Below are 17,836 nucleotides of genomic sequence, written 5' to 3' on the forward strand. Positions count from 1 at the left end.
AAGGCTGTACAGTCCGCATTTCTGATGTTTTTTTCACTTCTTCGAATTGTTAACGATTAGTTATTGATAAAAAGTTATATATAAAAATAAAATTAAATTAACGTTCTTTGCGCCTATAGTTACAAATAGCCTAAGGGCCAGCCGTACTGGTGGGGTAATCGGAAACTAATGTTTTGAGAACGAGGATGTGACCAGATTATTTTTGTACCAGATTTAACCCGTTTAAAGTCATAAACGATCAGCGATTTCAGTATTTTGTTCAACCTTGAAGCGCGATCATTTATTGCGAACAGGAACACTGATACATGGATTTTTTCATCCCCTTCCTTTCGCATGCCTGATGCTATTTACCGGATAAGTTCAGTAGTTCAGAAGCCCAAATAAACCATAAGCATGGAAGACATGAATAAAATAGTGTACGTTGTAGATGATGATGAGATTTTTCATTTCATTATCAAAAAGATGTTGGGGCAACAGGACGATAATCTTGTAATTACCTCTTTTCTATGTGCAGAAGAAGCCATTGAACAGCTATCCAGCACACCCCAGCTAACGTTGCCCTCTCTTATTATCTTGGATATGAATATGCAAAGGATGAACGGATGGGACTTCATTGAAGCATACCGCGGGCTTAAATCATCCCTGAAAAGCACCATTCCTATCATTATGTGCTCTTCTTCCGTAGATGTGCGGGATATGCAGAAGGTACAACATACACCTGAGCTAATGGCCTATATCACCAAACCACTGGATAGAAACAAGATGAAGGTGATTGAGGAATACCTGTAATGATGATTTATGTGATGATGCTGATGTTCCTGATAAGCGAAGATTAAAGCGAATTATAAAAACAAAGAAGCCATTGACATTGATCAATGGCTTCTTTGTTTTTATAATATTTTATGCTAGGCTGGTACTGCTATACCATACATTTCTTCACGCAATGCCTTCACACGCTCATCAGCGAGGTATTCATCGAAGGTCATCATGCGGTCGATGATACCTTTTGGTGTCAGCTCGATGATACGGTTGGCCACAGACTGCATAAAGGTATGGTCATGTGTAGTAAACATCACAATACCTTTATAGTTGATCATGCTTTCGTTGAAAGACTGGATAGACTCGAGGTCCAGGTGGTTGGTAGGCTCATCCAGGATCAGTACGTTAGGGTCCTGGAGCATCATACGGCTGATCATGCAGCGTACTTTTTCACCACCACTCAGCACGGAGGTCTTTTTCATGATTTCATCACCGCTGAACAGCATTTTACCCAGGAATCCACGCAGGAATGGTTCGTCTACGTCTGTTACATGCGCAGGCACGTACTGACGCAGCCAGTCCATCAGGTTGACACTGGCATCGGTAAAGAAGGTGGCGTTATCGTTAGGCAGAGAAGCACTGGTAACGGTGGTACCCCATTCTATTTTACCATTATCTGCTTCCATTTCATTGCTGATAACCTGGAAGAAGGTGGTGAGGGCCAGATGGTCTTTAGAGAGGAAGGCGATCTTGTCGTTTTTGTTGACAGAGAAAGTCACGTCTGTAAAGAGCTTGCGGCCGTCTACTGATTTTTCCAGTTTTTCCAGGTTCAGGATCTGGTTACCCACTTCACGTTGTTGTTTGAAGATGATACCAGGGTATTTACGGTTGGAAGGCTGAATATCTTCGATAACCAGTTTTTCGAGGGCTTTTTTACGGGAAGTAGCCTGTTTACTTTTGGAAGCGTTGGCACTAAAGCGGGCGATAAAGTCCATGAGGTCTTTACGCTTGTCTTCCATTTTCTTGTTTTTATCGGCTATCTGACGGGCCATCAACTGGGAAGACTCGTACCAGAAGGAGTAGTTACCGCTGAAGATCTGGATTTTGGCGCGGTCTACGTCGGCTACGTGCGTACATACCGCGTCGAGGAAGTGACGGTCGTGGGATACTACGATCACGATATTTTCGTAGTCGGCCAGGAAGTTTTCCAGCCAGCCGATAGTTTCCACGTCCAGGTCGTTCGTGGGCTCATCCAGCAGCAGGATATCGGGGTTACCGAACAGTGCCTGGGCTAGCAGTACCCTTACTTTCAGGTTACCGGCAATATCTTTCATCAGTATGCCATGCATCTCTTCTTTTACACCCAGGTCGCCCAACAGTACGCCAGCATCACTTTCTGCGGTGTAACCACCCATCTCGCCGTATTCACCTTCCAGTTCACCTGCGCGTATACCATCTTCTTCTGTAAAATCTTCCTTGGCGTAGATGGCATCTCTTTCCTTCGCAATCTCCCAGAGCTTCTTGTTACCCATCAATACTGCATTCAGTACCGTAACCTCATCAAACTCAAAGTGGTTCTGTTTCAGTACGCTCATACGCTCGCCGGGAGTGATTTCCACGGTGCCTTTGTTCGGATCTATCTCACCGGACAATATTTTCAGGAAGGTAGATTTACCTGCCCCGTTGGCCCCAATCACACCATAACAGTTCCCTTTCGTGAAATTGAGGTTTACTTCGTCAAACAAAACTCTCTTACCAAAAGAGAGCGTCACGTTTTTAACACTGATCATGCTGGCTATGTAAATTTTGAAGCTGCAAAGGTACAAATACTATACGGGCTTTCCAAGTTAACAGATTGCTAGCTGGCTGAACATTTAACGATTGATTTTTAATGGCTTGTATCCATGTAAATAATCAATACGTATCTTTAGCGCAAAATTTGTTACTGCATGACAGACTATAACCAGGTATTTGAAAACAACCGCAAATGGGTAGCTTCCAAACTGGCCACCGATGCGGACTTCTTTGAGAAGATGGCGGACTCGCAGACGCCTGCCTACCTTTATATCGGCTGTAGTGACAGCCGGGTGCCCACCAACGAAATCATGGGACTGGGAGCCGGTGAAGTATTCGTGCACCGCAATATTGCCAACCTGGTACCCAATACCGACCTCAACGTCATGGCTGTGATCAACTATGCCGTAGTACACCTGGAGGTAAAACATATCGTCGTTTGCGGACACTACAACTGCGGTGGGGTTAAAGCGGCCATGCAACCCAAAGACCTGGGCATCCTCAACCCCTGGCTGCGTAATATCCGCGATGTGTACCGTCTTCATATGGACGAACTGAATGCCATCACCGATGAGCATGACCGCTATAACAGGCTGGTAGAGCTCAACACCCAGGAACAGGCCATCAACGTCATCAAAACTGCTGCCGTACAGAAATCATATCTGGCCAAAGGCTACCCTATCGTACACGGATGGGTATACGACCTTAAAAACGGCCTGCTGAAAGACCTGAAAATCGACTTCGAAGGCGTATTGCACGAGATCCAGAAAATCTACGACCTCACCGGCGCCGGGATGATGCAGAAAGATAATAACCAATAAAGTCAACAACTATGGGCCCAATCGGTGTTTTTGACTCCGGCTACGGAGGACTGACTGTCCTCAAGGAAATCATTACAGAATTACCACAATACGAATATATCTATCTGGGCGACAATGCCCGCACCCCGTATGGTAACCGCGGTTTCGACACCATCCACGCCTATACGCTGGAATGTGTGCAAAAACTGTTCGATATGGGATGCCCGCTGGTCATCCTTGCCTGTAATACCGCCTCTGCCAAAGCATTGCGCACCATCCAGCAGCAGGACCTTCCCAGGATAGCACCCGACAAACGGGTACTGGGTGTCATCCGCCCTACCACCGAAATGGTTGGCACCATCACCCAAACCGGCGAGGTAGGCATCCTGGCCACCAATGGCACTGTGGCCTCCGAGTCATACCCGATAGAGATCAAAAAGTTTTTTCCACATGTACAAACCTACCAGCTGGCCTGCCCCATGTGGGTGCCGCTGGTGGAAAACAATGAACATGAAAACGCCGGGGCCGACTTCTTCGTAAAGGAATATATTGACAAAATCCTTTCATATTCACCCAATATTGACACGCTGGTACTGGGATGCACCCACTACCCGCTGCTCATGAAAAAAATCAAACAATATCTGCCCGGCGGCATTGCTGTCTTATCACAAGGTAAACTTGTGGGCCACAGCCTGAAGGATTATCTGAAACGCCATCCTGAAATGGAGTCAAGGCTTAGCCGGAACGACAACCGCCGCTTCTTCACCACCGATGATCCGGCCATCTTTGATCGTATGGCTGAAATCTTCTTCGGGAAAGCAGTACAGTCAGAAAAAATAGATTGGAAACAACACTCATAGTGTACAGCTTATAACTGCTGCAACACGCCCTGCCGGAGAATCTGAATGCTGGCCTCCGCCTCATCGAGGGTAAAATGCCCGAAGCCCAGCCGCATAGCGGTGAGGTTTTTATGCTGATAGAGCAGTGTTTTGGGGATAAACAGATTATTTCTGGAACAGGCCCTGCTCAATTGCAGCAGGTTAAGCGGCTCTTTCCAGCGGGTCCAGACGGCCAGTCCTCCGGCAGGTTTCCTGAAGTCTATAAACTCCTGCAGCTCCCTTTGCAGCACGTCTACAATATGATCCCGCCTTTCCCGGTATATTTTAAGTGACTTTTTCAGATAACGGTGTATCTCTCCCGTCTCAATCATCTCCCCCAATACCTGCTCCATCATTACATCACCCTGCCGGTCGATGATACCCAGGTATTTCCGCATCTCTGTCATCAGGTTTTCCGGTGCTATGATAAAACCGGTCCTGAACCCGGGCACCAGTGATTTACCGAAAGCTCCAATATACACCACCATCCCGCTTTTATCGGCACTGGCCAATGGCAGTACAGGCGCATTGTCATAGTGGAAATCATAATCATAATCATCTTCCAGAATGATAAACCCGAATTCTGCGGCCAGGTTAAGCAGCTCAATTCTTCGTTGAGCCGCCAGCGTAACAGTGGTCGGGTAGTGATGGTGCGGGGTGATATACAGCATGCGGATCGTATGTTTTTCGCAGATGCTGCGAATGGCTTCCACATCGATCCCTTCCTCATCAATGGGTACGGACATGATTTGGGCACCCGATTTCTGGAAAATCATATTGACAGAGAAATAGCTCAGATCTCCGACCAATACGGTATCTCCTGGCGACAGCAGGATCTCGGAGGTGATATACACGCTCATTTCCGTACTCCTGGTGATCAGGATATTATCCTTTGATATATGCAGGCCACGGGTTTGGTTGAGGTAATTGGACAGGTGTTTTTTAAAGAATTCGCTGCCATCGTGATTATAATAACCCAGCCTGCTGCGGTTGCTCTTTCTTTTGAGATGACCACTGTACAGACTGGACAGGTGGTCTACCTGCGTAAGCCGGATATCCGGTGTGCCATCGTTGAACACATATTCACAAGAAGAGTGTTCGAAGGGGTTGTCGAGCAGACTTGACTTTTTAAAAGAGAAACCGGTCTCTTTTGGATAATGCGCCAGCTGATTTTCCTGTGCGATCCTGATCTTCAGGGGCCTGGCATCTATTTTCCCGATGATGAAAGTGCCTTTGTTGGGGCGTGTTTCTATCCAGCCCTGTGTGTCCAGTTCCTCAAACACCGCTACGATGGTATTGCGGTTCACTTCCAGCAGTTCACTAAAGCGTCGGGTACCCGGCAGTTTGGTCCCGGTTACCAGAAAACCGCGCTGGATGGCGTTGATCAACTGGTGGGCAATCTGTAAATAGATGGCCGTACCGGACTGTCGGTCTATCTGAACAAAGCTTTTGTAAGGAACCGGACTACTCATATATCAAAAATAAATCAACAAAAACAGTCCGGCAAATTAACACAAGTCAGCAAAAACACCAACCGGACCAGCAACTATATCAAAACCGGCCCATATCACCAATCCGGCAAGCCGTTACATTTGACTGGAAACAAAGTCGTAAATGGAAGCTTTACTGCAACATATTGTTGGACATGACCACCTGCATGCCAAATGGCTCAACACCCTTTCCTTTATGGAGAATGCCGGAGCCAGAAAGATATCAGCCTGCGAACATCCAAGCCTGGTGGACTTTATCCAGCTTAAACATGCCGCAGAAGAACACCGGCATGCCTATTACCTGAAAAAACAGATTGCCAAAGTCAGCACCGATACCTGCAAAACCTATCAGCTCCATGAGCTGCTGGCAGCACAGCAGACCAGGCATTATCTGCACCAGCTGGACATACAGACCTGCCGTTACCTGAAAAAAGCATTTGGTCTGGAAGGCAGCCAGTTGAAATATGCCGCCTACCTCTTTGTGACTTACGCCATAGAAGTGCGTGCTGACGAGCTGTATCCGGTTTACCAGCAGGTACTGGACCAAACCGGCAGCAAGGTGATGGTGCGTTCCATCATCGTGGAAGAAGAAGGTCACCTCGAAGAAATGATCCACCAGCTGCAGGGATTCGATGCCCGCTGGGAAGAACATGCTCAACATGTCCGGTTGCTGGAACAACAGCTGTTTGAAGGATGGCTCGCCGCCATCGGCCAGGAATTACAGGTTTTTGCATAATACAGGAAGCGCTATACTACTTATCACCCACTTAATTCGCAATGATGACATCAGCTATCAGAAATGACTGGACCCTGGAAGAAATCCAGGCCATCTACGATCAGCCTTTGCTGGAACTGGTATACCAGGCAGCCACCGTACACCGCCAGTGGCATTCCGCCAAAGAAATACAGGTATGCACCCTCTTATCCATTAAAACCGGCGGATGCCCGGAAGACTGCTCCTACTGCGGTCAGGCAGCCAGATACCATACCGATATCAAAGTACAGGCATTACTGCCCACCGAAACCGTTATCGCACACGCTCAAAAAGCCAAGGAGACAGGATCTACCCGCTTCTGTATGGCCGCAGCCTGGAGAGAAGTAAGAGACAACCGCGATTTTGACCGTGTAATCGATATGGTAAAAGGCGTGAATGAACTGGGCATGGAAGTTTGCTGCACACTGGGCATGCTGACCGAAGAACAGGCCATCCGCCTCCAGGAAGCCGGATTACATGCCTACAACCACAACCTCGACACCTCCGAACAATATTATAACGAAATCATTTCCACCCGGAATTTCGATAACAGGATCAATACCATCAACAATGTCCGTAAAGCCGGCATCACCGTATGTTCAGGCGGTATCATCGGATTGGGAGAAACCCACCGTGACCGTATGTCTATGCTGCTGACACTGGCTACCATGCCCAAACATCCGGAATCCGTGCCCATCAACGCACTGGCCAGGGTAAAAGGCACACCATTGGAAAACAATCCGAAGGTAGATGCCTGGGATATGGTAAGGATGATCGCCACCGCCAGAATCGTTATGCCTGCATCCACCGTACGCCTCACCGCAGGTCGTATCGAAATGACAGAATCCGAACAGGCCTGGTGCTTTATGGCCGGCGCCAATTCCATCTTCACCGGCGAACGTCAGACATTACTTGTAACTCCCAACCCGGGCGTATCAGAAGATATGCAGATGTTACAAAATCTTGGATTGAAGCCCAAACTCAGCACAAAAGAAAGCGTTGGAGAAATAAATTAAGGATCCCAGGGCTAAAGCCCTGGGCTAATATCGAGGATAATATCGAAGATAATGGCCTGGGTTAAAGGCCAAAACTAATATAGCCCAGGACTTTAGTCCTGGGCTTTAATTATTTGGCGAGTTTCAGCAGGAAAGCGTATTCCAGGGCTATTTCCTTTAAAGCCGCAAAGCGGCCGGAAGCACCGCCATGGCCTGTTTCCATGTCAGTATGCAACAGCAGGAGATTATGATCTGTTTTCAACTCCCGCAATTTGGCTACCCATTTGGCCGGTTCCCAATACTGCACCTGCGAATCATGCAACCCGGTGGTGACCAGCATATTGGGATATGCTTTAGCCGTTACATTGTCATACGGTGAATAGGACTTCATATATTCGTAGGCATCCTTATTTTTTGGATTACCCCATTCATCAAATTCGCCGGTGGTGAGGGGAATACTTTCATCGAGCATGGTAGTGACCACATCTACGAAAGGTACCTGCGCTACTACACCGTGGAACAAATCAGGACGCATATTGATCACCGCGCCCATCAGCAGGCCGCCGGCGCTACCGCCCATAGCGTATAACTGTCCGGGATTTGTGTAGTTTCCTTTTATGAGATAGGTAGCACAGTCAATGAAATCCGTGAAGGTATTCTTCTTCTTAAACATTTTCCCATCTTCATACCACTGCCGTCCCATTTCCTGACCACCGCGGATATGAGCAATGGCAAATGCAAAACCACGGTCCAGCAGGCTGATACGGTTGGAGCTGAAGGTCGCATCCAGACTATGTCCGTAAGAACCGTAGCCATACAGCAACAACGGCCCTTTTCCATTTTTATGAAACGTTTTTTTATAGACGATGGAGATTGGTATTTTGGTACCATCTGTAGCAGTAGCAAACAAACGTTCTGTCACATAATCTTTAGGATCATATCCACCAAGGACTTCCTGCTGCCGTTTCAACTCCTGTTTGCCGGTTTCCATGTTATAATCATACACAGAGTTAGGCGTGATCATAGAAGTGTAATGATAGCGCAATTCTTTGCTGTCCATCTCCGGATTATGGCCTACATAGGCATCATAGGCCGGTTCTGAGAAAGACAGGTATTTGTCCTGATGGGTTTTATCATTGATGACCCGTATTTGTGTAAGACCGTTCTTACGTTCTTCGAGCACCATAAAATCCTTGAACAGCTCTATTCCGCTCAGCAGCACATCACTGCGATGAGGGATCACTTCCTTCCAGTGTTGTTTACCGGTTTCCTGGAGGGATGTCTCCATCAGCCGGAAGTTCAAGGCATCCAGGTTGGTAACGATGTAAAACTTATCTCCTTTATGATCGATATGATACAGCAAATCCTTTGTCCTGGGCTGGAACACACTGAAGGCGCCATCCGGCTTTGAAGCATCCAGGATACGGGTTTCAGAAGAGAGGGTGCTACCGCTGTGGATAACGATGTATTTACCGGATTTGGTTTTATGTACTTCCAGACTGAAGGTTTCATCTTTCTCATGATACACTTCCTTCTCTCCGGAAATACCCAGCGTATGTTTCATAACGCGGTCGGGACGCAGTGTTACTGTGTCTTTACGGCTATAGAACAGGGTTTTGTTATCACTGGCCCAGCAGGAACTGCCGGTTGTTTCGGGGATGATATCGGAAAACATTTCGCCGGTTTCCAGGTTTTTCACATGGATGGTATAACGGCGACGGCTAACCGTATCTATGCCATAAGCCAGCAGTTTGGTGTCTTCGCTAACATTCAGCCCGGCCACCTGGCAATAGGCATGGCCGGCCGCCAGTTCGTTGACATTCAGAATGATCTGTTCGTCGGCTTCCAGGCTGCCCTTTTTGCGGCAGTATATCGGATACTCCTTGCCTTTTTCAAAGCGGGAATAATAATAGTACCCGTTTTTGAGATAAGGCACGCTCATATCTGTTTCCTTGATGCGTCCCTTCATCTCGTCAAACAATTTTTCCCGCAGTTCCTTTTCGGGAGCCATTGTCGTATCGAGATATGCATTCTCTGCGTGTAGCCATGCCAGTACTTTGGGGTTTTCCCGTTCGTTCATCCAGTAATAATTGTCAATCCTGGTATCCCCGTGAATCGTCAGTTTCTTCTCAATTTTTTCTGCTACGGGAGGTTGAATGTTCTCCTTATTCATTTCTTTTTTCGTTTCGTGACAAGACATTAACACAATTCCTAAAAGTAAAAATACCCTTTGCATAGAAATAGGTTTTACTCAATTTAAGGATTTGATACCAGGATTAGACTGATTTTAGTGATTACCGGAGATTTTTTTACGGATCAACTCACTACGCGCATCTTCAGAGGGTCCCAGCGCAGCAGTTTTTTGCTGAAGTAACTCTGATTGGTCACCAGTGCCGGGCCGGCAGCGCGGAGGCCGAAGGTGGCGTCTTCTACTACGGTCTTGCCTGTACGCATTGACTCGAAGAAGTTCTTAAAGTGATCTAGCCTGTCGTCGTAACCCGCCGGAGCCGCAAAGGAGCTGGATGTTTCTACAGCATTACCTCTTTCGGAGCCATATTGTGTATTATAGTTCTTTACAAACTGGGCCTGCTGCGCTTCGGGGAAAGTCCGGAAGGTATCCCATCCGCCGTAGCCGGGTGCCTCTGGCAGTTTGTGTTTTTTGATTTTAAAGTCATTCCATCCCAGTTCCATGACACCGTCTGTACCGATGAGGCGAGTGTATTCGCCACCGCCGCTGCCGTCAGCGAAGTTGACACGGAGAGTCATCTGAAATGCAGGATGTTCTTTGGTTTCAGGGTAATCGAAGATGGCTACGACTACGTCAGGCACATCACGACCATCTTTCCATTGTACCAGGTTGCCACTGGCATAGATGCTGGTAGGGCCCAGAGAGCCGGTGATGAAGTGTAGTCCGGAGATCAGGTGAACGAACAGATCACCGGGGATGCCGGTGCCGTAAGCCTGATAGTTACGCCAGCGGAAGAAACGTTTAGCGTCAAATGGTACTTTGGCCGTATCCTTCAGGAAGGTATCAAAATCAACGGTGGCAGGCGAAGCATCGGTTGGTATGGAGTATTGCCAGGCGCCAAGTGCACTGTGACGGTCCATGCGGGCCTCCACGATATTGAGCTGTCCTATTTCACCTGCCTGGTAACGTTTGCGTGCTTCTGCCAGCATTACACTGCTTACCCGCTGGCTGCCCACCTGAAATACCGCTTTGGTACGTTGCTGGGTAGCAATTACTTTATGTCCTTCTTCAATCTGCTGCACCATTGGTTTCTCACAATACACTGCTTTGCCAGCTTCCATGGCAGCAATAGAGATGGTATCATGCCAGTGGTCGGGAGTAGCTACGATGATGGCATCGATGTCTTTACGGTGCAACAGTTCGCGGTAATCGCGGGTAGTGTATACGTTAGGACCATATACTTCCTTCACGCGGGTCAGGTGTCCGCTATACAGATCCGCAGCGGCTACCAGCTCCACACCGGGTACTTTCAGAGCGGTGTCTACATCTCCAAAACCCATGATGCCCATACCTACGCAGGCAATGCGAATCTTATCGTTGGCTGAATAATGATTGTCCGGCTGCAACAAGGTTACCTGTTCGCGTTCTTTGGCCAGAGCGGCCAGTTGACCCACACCCAGCAGTGCTGCAGTACTGCTTATATGCTTGATAAATTTCCTACGGGATTGATCTGACATATTAAAAGGTTTTTAAAAGGAGTTCCATAATAATAAAAAAAATCAGGAATTACCTAAACGAATTACAAGCGGTAAATAGGCTGTTTTTATGGCCTGCAGCAAGGCTTCAGTCGGTATAACAAAACTTAATGCAAACTTCATAATTCCTTCATAAAGACTTAATGCCTTCTATAGTGCACTACTGCTGGAAGAGCGGTTATTTCGCCGGTAAAACTCAGACTGTAGCATGAAAACATTTTTACCACTATTTATTTTTATCATGTTGGGAATCGGAGCCATCGCTCAAACGACAACCGGCGTGAAAGGAAATGTAACAGACAAACAAACGGGGCAGCCATTGACCGGCGCTTCGGTGAAACTGAAGAACGAGCATTACAGTGCTACCAGCACCACTGGTCTGGATGGAAGTTTCATCTTCCGTAATGTTCCCGCAGGTGATTATGAAATCAAGATAAAAGATTTAGGGCATCATGAAGTAGAGCAGAAAATTCATTGCGAAGGTCCGGTAAAAACACTGGTGATCGCGATGGAATCCAAAGATGTATCCCTGAAAACACTGACTGTTACAGGTAAAGGTGACAAAGGCAGTGAAAAGACAGCTATAAAAACCGTACAGAAAGCCGATATGGTGCTGAATGCCGTATCTGCCAATGCTATTCAGGTATCTCCTGATATCACTATCGCCAACGTGATGCAGCGTGTATCCGGTGTTTCCCTGGAGCGCAGCAACAACGGAGACGGCCATTACGCCATCATCCGCGGCATGGATAAACGTTACCAATATACGCTGATCAACGGTATCAAAATACCCAGTCCGGATAATAAAAACAGGTATGTACCCCTCGACATCTTCCCTGCCGACCTGGTAGACCGCCTGGAAGTATACAAAGCCATTACACCCAATATGGAAGGCGATGCGATCGGTGGCGCCACCAATATGGTTATGAAAGACGCGCCAGCACGTTTTATGTTGAATGCCAACGCTGCTATCGGTTACGCACAAACGCTCTTTAACAACGACTTCACCCGTTTCGATAAAAGCGGCTCTGCCAAAACCTCTCCCCGCTTCCGCAACGGCAACAACTACGAAGCTAACGGACAGGATTTCACCAACAACCCGCTGCATTTTAATACAGGCAAGGCACCTGTTTCAAGTGTTTTCGGTATCAGTGCAGGTGGTCGTAGTAAAAACGGTAAACTGGGCGCTATCGCAGGTATCAGCTATCAAAATACTTATCGTTCCAACCAATCCCTATACCTACAAACTGAAGTAGACAAAACCAACAACAACCCGGCGTTCACTGCTGCCAAAAACAGGCAGTATTCCATCCAGCAACAACGTGCTGGCATGCACGCCAAAGTGGACTATCAATTCAACGATGACCAACAGGTATCGTTGTATGCGGCCTACATGAATCTGGGCCAGAACCTGTTCCGCTTCAGCTCAGACACCAGCCTGGAGCTGGGCCGTACCGTGCCCGGCTCCGGCAGGGTGAGCAACAACTACCGCAGCGAACGTAGTGTACAGGAGATCAGCAACTTCACCCTTCAAGGTGATCACAAACTGGCCTCCCACCTGCATATGAACTGGTCTGCCGTATACTCCAAAGCCAGCGCCAATGTGCCTAACCGTACAGAGTTGAATGTCAACACCGGCGTAACTCCGCAGAAGGACAACAGCCTCAAACAGGAACCCGTACTGCTCGACGCACTTGAAGGTGTTACCCACGAATGGGCCCGTAACTCAGACGAAGACAAAAGCGGTTATCTCAACTTCATCTATTCTCCCAAAATCCTCGGTACCAAAACAGAAATCTCCGTAGGTAGCATGTACCGTCATAAACAACGCCATAGTAACTATGACGAATACACGCTGCGCCCTGACTCTACCACGCAGGCTTTCACCGGTGATATCGACGCACATAAGCTCACCCTTTTCAATAAAATCGGTACATCTGACAATGCTCTTAACTACGACTTCACCGAAAAAGTAATTGCTTATTATGGTCAGGTGAAATTCCAGATAGGACACCTGCAGACACTGGCCGGCGTAAGGGTGGAACATACCAACGCCAGCTGGGAATCCGCTGTAACACCCAATGTGGAAGGCAAAACAGGTAAGGTTAAATACATCGACGTATTACCTGGCATCCACTTTAAATACATGCCCGACAATAAAAGAAATATCCGTCTCTCGTACTACGCTGCTATCAGCCGTCCGGGCTTCTATGAAATGATCCCGCACCATGGCGGAGATCCGGACCAGGACTATACCGAAGTTGGTAACCCTTATCTGAAAAGAGCTACTTCCGATAACTTCGACCTGCGCTATGAATATTTCCCTAAAGCACTGGACCAGCTGCTGGCAGGTGTATTCTACAAACGCATCAAAGATCCGATTGAATCTGCTCTGGTACAAACAGGCCGTAATATCTATCTCATGAGCGGCAACTTCGGTACCGCTACCAACTACGGTTTTGAGCTGGAAGCCACCAAATACATCCGCAAATTTGGTATCCGTTTCAACTATACCTTCACCAATTCCTCCATCACCAGCAACAAAGCGCTGTGGTACCGCGAAGATGATGGTAACATCACTCAACGCACAGTAACACAGCAACGTCCGCTGCAGGGCCAGTCCAAACATATCGGCAATCTCTCTCTGCTGTATAAAGACACCCACTCCGGCTTCGATGCACAGCTGGCTATGGTTTACACCGGCGAACGTATTGATATCGTATCCCAGTATCTCAACAATGACATCTGGCAGAAAGGTTTCGTTCAGCTGGACTTCTCTACAGAAAAAAGAATATGGAAAAACCTGTATGCCTACGCCAAAATCGGCAACCTGCTGAACACACCGTATGAGCTGTTCATCAAGAGCGCCAACACTGAAAAATCTGCTGCCGGCGTACCACAGCAGGAAGTAGGCAAAAACATTTCCGTACGTAAAAACACCTATGGCCAGACTTACCTGCTGGGCCTTCGTTTCAAACTCTAAAACCTACCGATCATGAAATTTTACCACTATATATTCGCAGCCATCTGTACTGGTATCACGCTCAGTTCCTGTCACAAGGAAGCTGATGTATTTGTTTCAAAACCAGTAATAACACCCAGCAAACCCATTACCTCCGACACCTTGTCCGGCAGCATCCAGGGCACGCTGCTGGCCGGCAAAACCTATTATTTTGCTACCGATATTACCATCAATGATGGTGACACGCTGTTCCTCCAGAGCGGTGTAAAACTGATTGCACTGGGAGATGGCAGCAGTCAGCTGAAAAGCCCGCAGATCACTGTCAACGGAAGCCTGATCAGCCTGGGTACCAAAGAAGCCCCCAACTACATCACCGTATCAGATAACATGCGTACCGTTGATAATGCGTTTAAAGGCATCTGGGGCGGTATTCAGTGTACACCTGCCAAAGACAAACAAGGTGGCGACCTCATTCTGAAATGGACGCATGTTGAATTTGCCGGCGGTCCTGCAGCTGCCGGTAACGATATCTACAAAGCCGGCGATCCTCGTTACCTGATTTATTTTGCCAACGTAGATAAAAACTTTATCCTGGAAGACTCCTGGATCAGAGGCAGCAAAGACGATGCTATCCGCACTGATGGCGGCCGTATCAGCATCCTGCGTAATACCTTCGAACTGTGTGGCGAAAAAGGCGGTGAGGCCCTGAATATGAAATCCGGTACCATCGGCGACGTAGCTTACAATGTGGCGATCGGCACCGCTACCAATGCTTTCAAGGTATCCAACTCCGGTGATAAAACCGTACAGGCTAATGTGTATATTTACAACAATACCATGGTGAACTGCGGTTTCCGCCAGACGAAAGAAGGCCGCGGTGGTGGTATCAACTACGAAGCATTTGCAAAAGGCAAAGCTTACAACAACCTCTTCATCAATTGTCGTGTAAGCATGCGCGTAGTAGGTGGAGCCGGCACCGGTGCCGATCTGCCCAACCTCAGCTATGGCAGCAACCTTTACTACGGTAACGCCCCTACGCTGATTAGCCAGTTCAATGCCACCGATGGTGTATCTACTTTTAGTGCTAATGATATCCACGGCGACGTAAAACAAAACAGTCCTGTTTTTTACACTTACGATGTGGACCAGTTTGATTATACCACACTGGGTGGCACTATCAAAACGCCGCCGGTAACCTGGAAACAACAGCCCCTGGCGCTGTTGCAACAAGGCACTTCCAACTTCCGCATCCGGGCCACTTCACCAGCTGCAGGAAAAGGTTTCACCGGGTTTGAACCCTTAAACCGCACCACCGTAAGATCTGAAGCTGCTGCTGATGTGATGAAACCCGGTAAAGACCTGGGAGCCTACCAGCTGGATGGAAGCGGCAACCAGCATTGATATTTTGATATTTTGATATTTTGGGATTTGGGGATTTAAATGATTTCTTTTGTTTATGCTGATGATATATAATAAAACGATTCTTATAGCCTTTATCATGGCCGGATTAACAGCTTGTAAAGGTAAACAGACCAAAACCATTCCGGCACCGGCAGCAGATGCCGTAAAGCCGGTAACCATAACAACCGCCACCCAATACGACAGCGATGATCCGGCTATCTGGATCAATAAGGCTGATAGTTCACAAAGCCTGATCATTGGTACCGATAAAAACACCGATGGCGCCCTGTATGTATATAACCTGGAAGGCAAGATCGTAAAGAAAATCACCGGCCTTAAAAGGCCCAATAATGTGGATATCGCTTATGGGCTGCTGCTCAACAACCAGCCTGTAGACATTGCAGTAACCACTGAGCGGGAAACCAACAAACTCCGTATTTATCGTTTACCTGACATGGAACCGATAGACAACGGCGGCCTCGAAGTATTCATCGGTGAAAAAGAGCGCGGCCCTATGGGCATCAGTTTATACACCCGTCCATCCGACAAGGCTATATTTGCGATCGTAAGCCGCAAATCAGGTCCTGCACAGGGTTACCTGTGGCAGTATCAGTTGACCGATAATGGCAAAGGACAGGTAACGGGAACGATAGTACGTAAATTTGGCATCTACAGCGGTAAAAAAGAAATCGAAAGTGTGGCGGTAGACAATGAGCTGGGTTATGTTTATTATTCTGATGAGCAGACGGGCGTACGTCGCTATTATGCTGATCCGGCCAAAGGAGACAGCGAGCTGGCATTGTTTGGACAGGGTGATTTTAAAGCAGACAATGAGGGCATCAGTATTTACAAAACCAGTGACAGCACGGGCTACATTCTGGTATCTGATCAGGATGCCAACAGTTTTAATGTATATCGCAGAGAAGCTGCCCATCCGGTGCTGTTGTCGAGGATACCAGTTTCTGCTATCAACAGCGATGGATCTGATATTGTGAATGTGAATCTGGGCCCGCAATATCCACAAGGGATTTTTGTAGTGATGAGCACCGACAAGACCTTCCATTATTATGACTGGCGCGATATTGCAGCCAGGATCAAAGAGAAGCCGTAAGTGGCTGTCCTGAAAACAATTAATCGTACTGAAAAATCCCGGTTGCATATTGTAACCGGGATTTTTCTTTTGCTTATCATGTCAGGAGAATTCCAACAGCTTTATGTTAATATTGGTAAGTTTGTTGTTCACCTAAACCATTTATGGAAACCCAACTCATCTTTCCTGCCTATACTTTTCACTGTAGAAAACCAGTCAATTTCAGAGAAGAAGACGATCACCTTTTAAAGTATCTCACACTACGCCTATAGAGGAGACAATACGTTTCAGTCTGAAGAATGCCAGTGTATTAAGGAACACGTTCTTTCACAATGGTAAATTTTACTTTGCTCATTCGCATGTACAGCCGGTTTCCCGGAAAGCACGTTTCAAAAAAATGAAATTGTTTATCAAGCCATTCCGTAAAATCGAAAAAGGATTATGGATTATTAATGAATGGAGTTTTGAATACTTTCACTGGCTTGCGGATGCATTACCACGACTGCTTGCAGCCGGCGATTATCAGCAATATGGACCGGTACTGCTCCCGGAATATTATGCCACCAGGCCATATGTAGTGGAAAGCCTGCAACGACTGAATGTACCCGTATTATTTTTCAATCCACGCAAACGGCTGCTGGTTAAAGAGCTGACGGTTGTTAGTCCTACAGCGTCTACAGGTAATTTTAACGAACCTGCTATTCTACCGGTACGTGAACGTTTAATGGTACACGGAAAACAGGCTGTAAGGAAAATATACATCAGCAGGCAGAAAGCCGCTAAGAGGAGGATAACGAACGAGGAAGAAGTGATCGCTATTTTCAGGGAAGCAGGATTTGAAATACATTATTTTGAAGACTATCCTTTTACCAGACAGCTGGAGATAATGGGAGAAACCCGTGTACTGGCAGGACTTCATGGTGCGGGTCTTACGAATATGTTATTCATGCCTCCGGGAGGAAGTATACTGGAGCTTAGAAATGTCGGAGACACGCATTCCAACAGCTTTTATTCACAGGCAGCCGCCATGAGGCACAGCTATTATTATCTTCTCTGTCAGGGATCTTCAGCTGATACACATAATACTGATTTTCTCGTGGATACAGCGCAACTGAAAGCGGCACTGGCGGATATGAATAACGCTGAAATAAAATCTCTCTAAACTAATTGTGCTATCCGGCACTAAAATA

13 protein-coding genes are annotated in these 17,836 nt (G+C 47.2%); 9 read left to right on the forward strand and 4 right to left on the reverse strand.

Annotated elements, in window-relative coordinates; all coding sequences use genetic code 11:
• Positions 1 to 393: 393 nt before the first annotated feature.
• The gene (locus tag KD145_RS12985; protein WP_212006296.1) at positions 394 to 789 is read left to right on the forward strand and encodes a response regulator; all 396 of its coding nucleotides are present in this window, start codon (positions 394 to 396) and stop codon (positions 787 to 789) included.
• A gap of 116 nt (positions 790 to 905) precedes the next feature.
• Here KD145_RS12985 and KD145_RS12990 read toward each other — a convergent pair whose 3' ends face one another.
• Complete coding sequence (locus KD145_RS12990; RefSeq protein ID WP_212006297.1) at positions 906 to 2,549, reverse strand: ABC-F family ATP-binding cassette domain-containing protein; 1,644 nt, start codon at positions 2,547 to 2,549, stop codon at positions 906 to 908.
• Positions 2,550 to 2,708: 159 nt separating this feature from the next.
• Here KD145_RS12990 and KD145_RS12995 point away from each other — a divergent pair, with 159 nt between their 5' ends.
• Positions 2,709 to 3,374: a carbonic anhydrase gene (locus KD145_RS12995; protein ID WP_212006298.1), complete on the forward strand. Its 666-nt coding sequence runs from the start codon at positions 2,709 to 2,711 to the stop codon at positions 3,372 to 3,374.
• Positions 3,375 to 3,385: 11 nt separating this feature from the next.
• A complete protein-coding gene (gene murI / locus KD145_RS13000; RefSeq protein WP_212006299.1) occupies positions 3,386 to 4,213 on the forward strand; it encodes a glutamate racemase in 828 nt (275 codons plus the stop codon).
• A gap of 8 nt (positions 4,214 to 4,221) precedes the next feature.
• Here murI and KD145_RS13005 read toward each other — a convergent pair whose 3' ends face one another.
• The gene (locus tag KD145_RS13005) at positions 4,222 to 5,703 is read right to left on the reverse strand and encodes a PLP-dependent aminotransferase family protein (protein WP_212006300.1); all 1,482 of its coding nucleotides are present in this window, start codon (positions 5,701 to 5,703) and stop codon (positions 4,222 to 4,224) included.
• Between the two features lie 142 nt (positions 5,704 to 5,845).
• Here KD145_RS13005 and KD145_RS13010 point away from each other — a divergent pair, with 142 nt between their 5' ends.
• Both KD145_RS13010 and bioB read left to right on the forward strand, forming a co-directional pair.
• A complete protein-coding gene (locus tag KD145_RS13010; RefSeq protein WP_212006301.1) occupies positions 5,846 to 6,457 on the forward strand; it encodes a hypothetical protein in 612 nt (203 codons plus the stop codon).
• 41 nt (positions 6,458 to 6,498) lie between these two features.
• On the forward strand, positions 6,499 to 7,491 hold the full coding sequence (gene bioB / locus KD145_RS13015) for a biotin synthase BioB (RefSeq protein ID WP_212006302.1): 993 nt from the start codon (positions 6,499 to 6,501) through the stop codon (positions 7,489 to 7,491).
• 109 nt (positions 7,492 to 7,600) lie between these two features.
• Here the strand turns inward: bioB and KD145_RS13020 are convergent, their stop codons facing one another.
• Positions 7,601 to 9,643 carry a S9 family peptidase gene (locus KD145_RS13020; RefSeq protein ID WP_212006303.1) on the reverse strand — a complete coding sequence of 681 codons (2,043 nt, stop codon included), beginning with the start codon at positions 9,641 to 9,643 and terminating at the stop codon, positions 7,601 to 7,603.
• Between the two features lie 143 nt (positions 9,644 to 9,786).
• Positions 9,787 to 11,175 (reverse strand): Gfo/Idh/MocA family protein, encoded by a 1,389-nt coding sequence (locus tag KD145_RS13025; protein WP_212006304.1) that lies wholly within the window; start codon positions 11,173 to 11,175, stop codon positions 9,787 to 9,789.
• Between the two features lie 226 nt (positions 11,176 to 11,401).
• On the opposite strand from KD145_RS13025, the gene KD145_RS13030 reads away from it, so the two are divergent.
• The 4 genes from KD145_RS13030 to KD145_RS13045 all read left to right on the forward strand — a co-directional run bounded on the left by KD145_RS13030 (position 11,402) and on the right by KD145_RS13045 (position 17,808).
• A complete protein-coding gene (locus KD145_RS13030) occupies positions 11,402 to 14,176 on the forward strand; it encodes a TonB-dependent receptor (RefSeq protein ID WP_212006305.1) in 2,775 nt (924 codons plus the stop codon).
• A gap of 12 nt (positions 14,177 to 14,188) precedes the next feature.
• Entirely contained in the window at positions 14,189 to 15,556 is a 1,368-nt protein-coding gene (locus KD145_RS13035) for a hypothetical protein (RefSeq protein ID WP_212006306.1), read from the forward strand.
• A gap of 97 nt (positions 15,557 to 15,653) precedes the next feature.
• Complete coding sequence (locus KD145_RS13040) at positions 15,654 to 16,667, forward strand: phytase (protein ID WP_212006307.1); 1,014 nt, start codon at positions 15,654 to 15,656, stop codon at positions 16,665 to 16,667.
• A gap of 376 nt (positions 16,668 to 17,043) precedes the next feature.
• Complete coding sequence (locus KD145_RS13045) at positions 17,044 to 17,808, forward strand: DUF563 domain-containing protein (protein ID WP_212006308.1); 765 nt, start codon at positions 17,044 to 17,046, stop codon at positions 17,806 to 17,808.
• Positions 17,809 to 17,836 lie beyond the last annotated feature (28 nt).

Origin of the sequence: Chitinophaga sp. HK235 (genome assembly GCF_018255755.1) — a bacterium.
In the GTDB taxonomy this organism is placed as follows: domain Bacteria; phylum Bacteroidota; class Bacteroidia; order Chitinophagales; family Chitinophagaceae; genus Chitinophaga.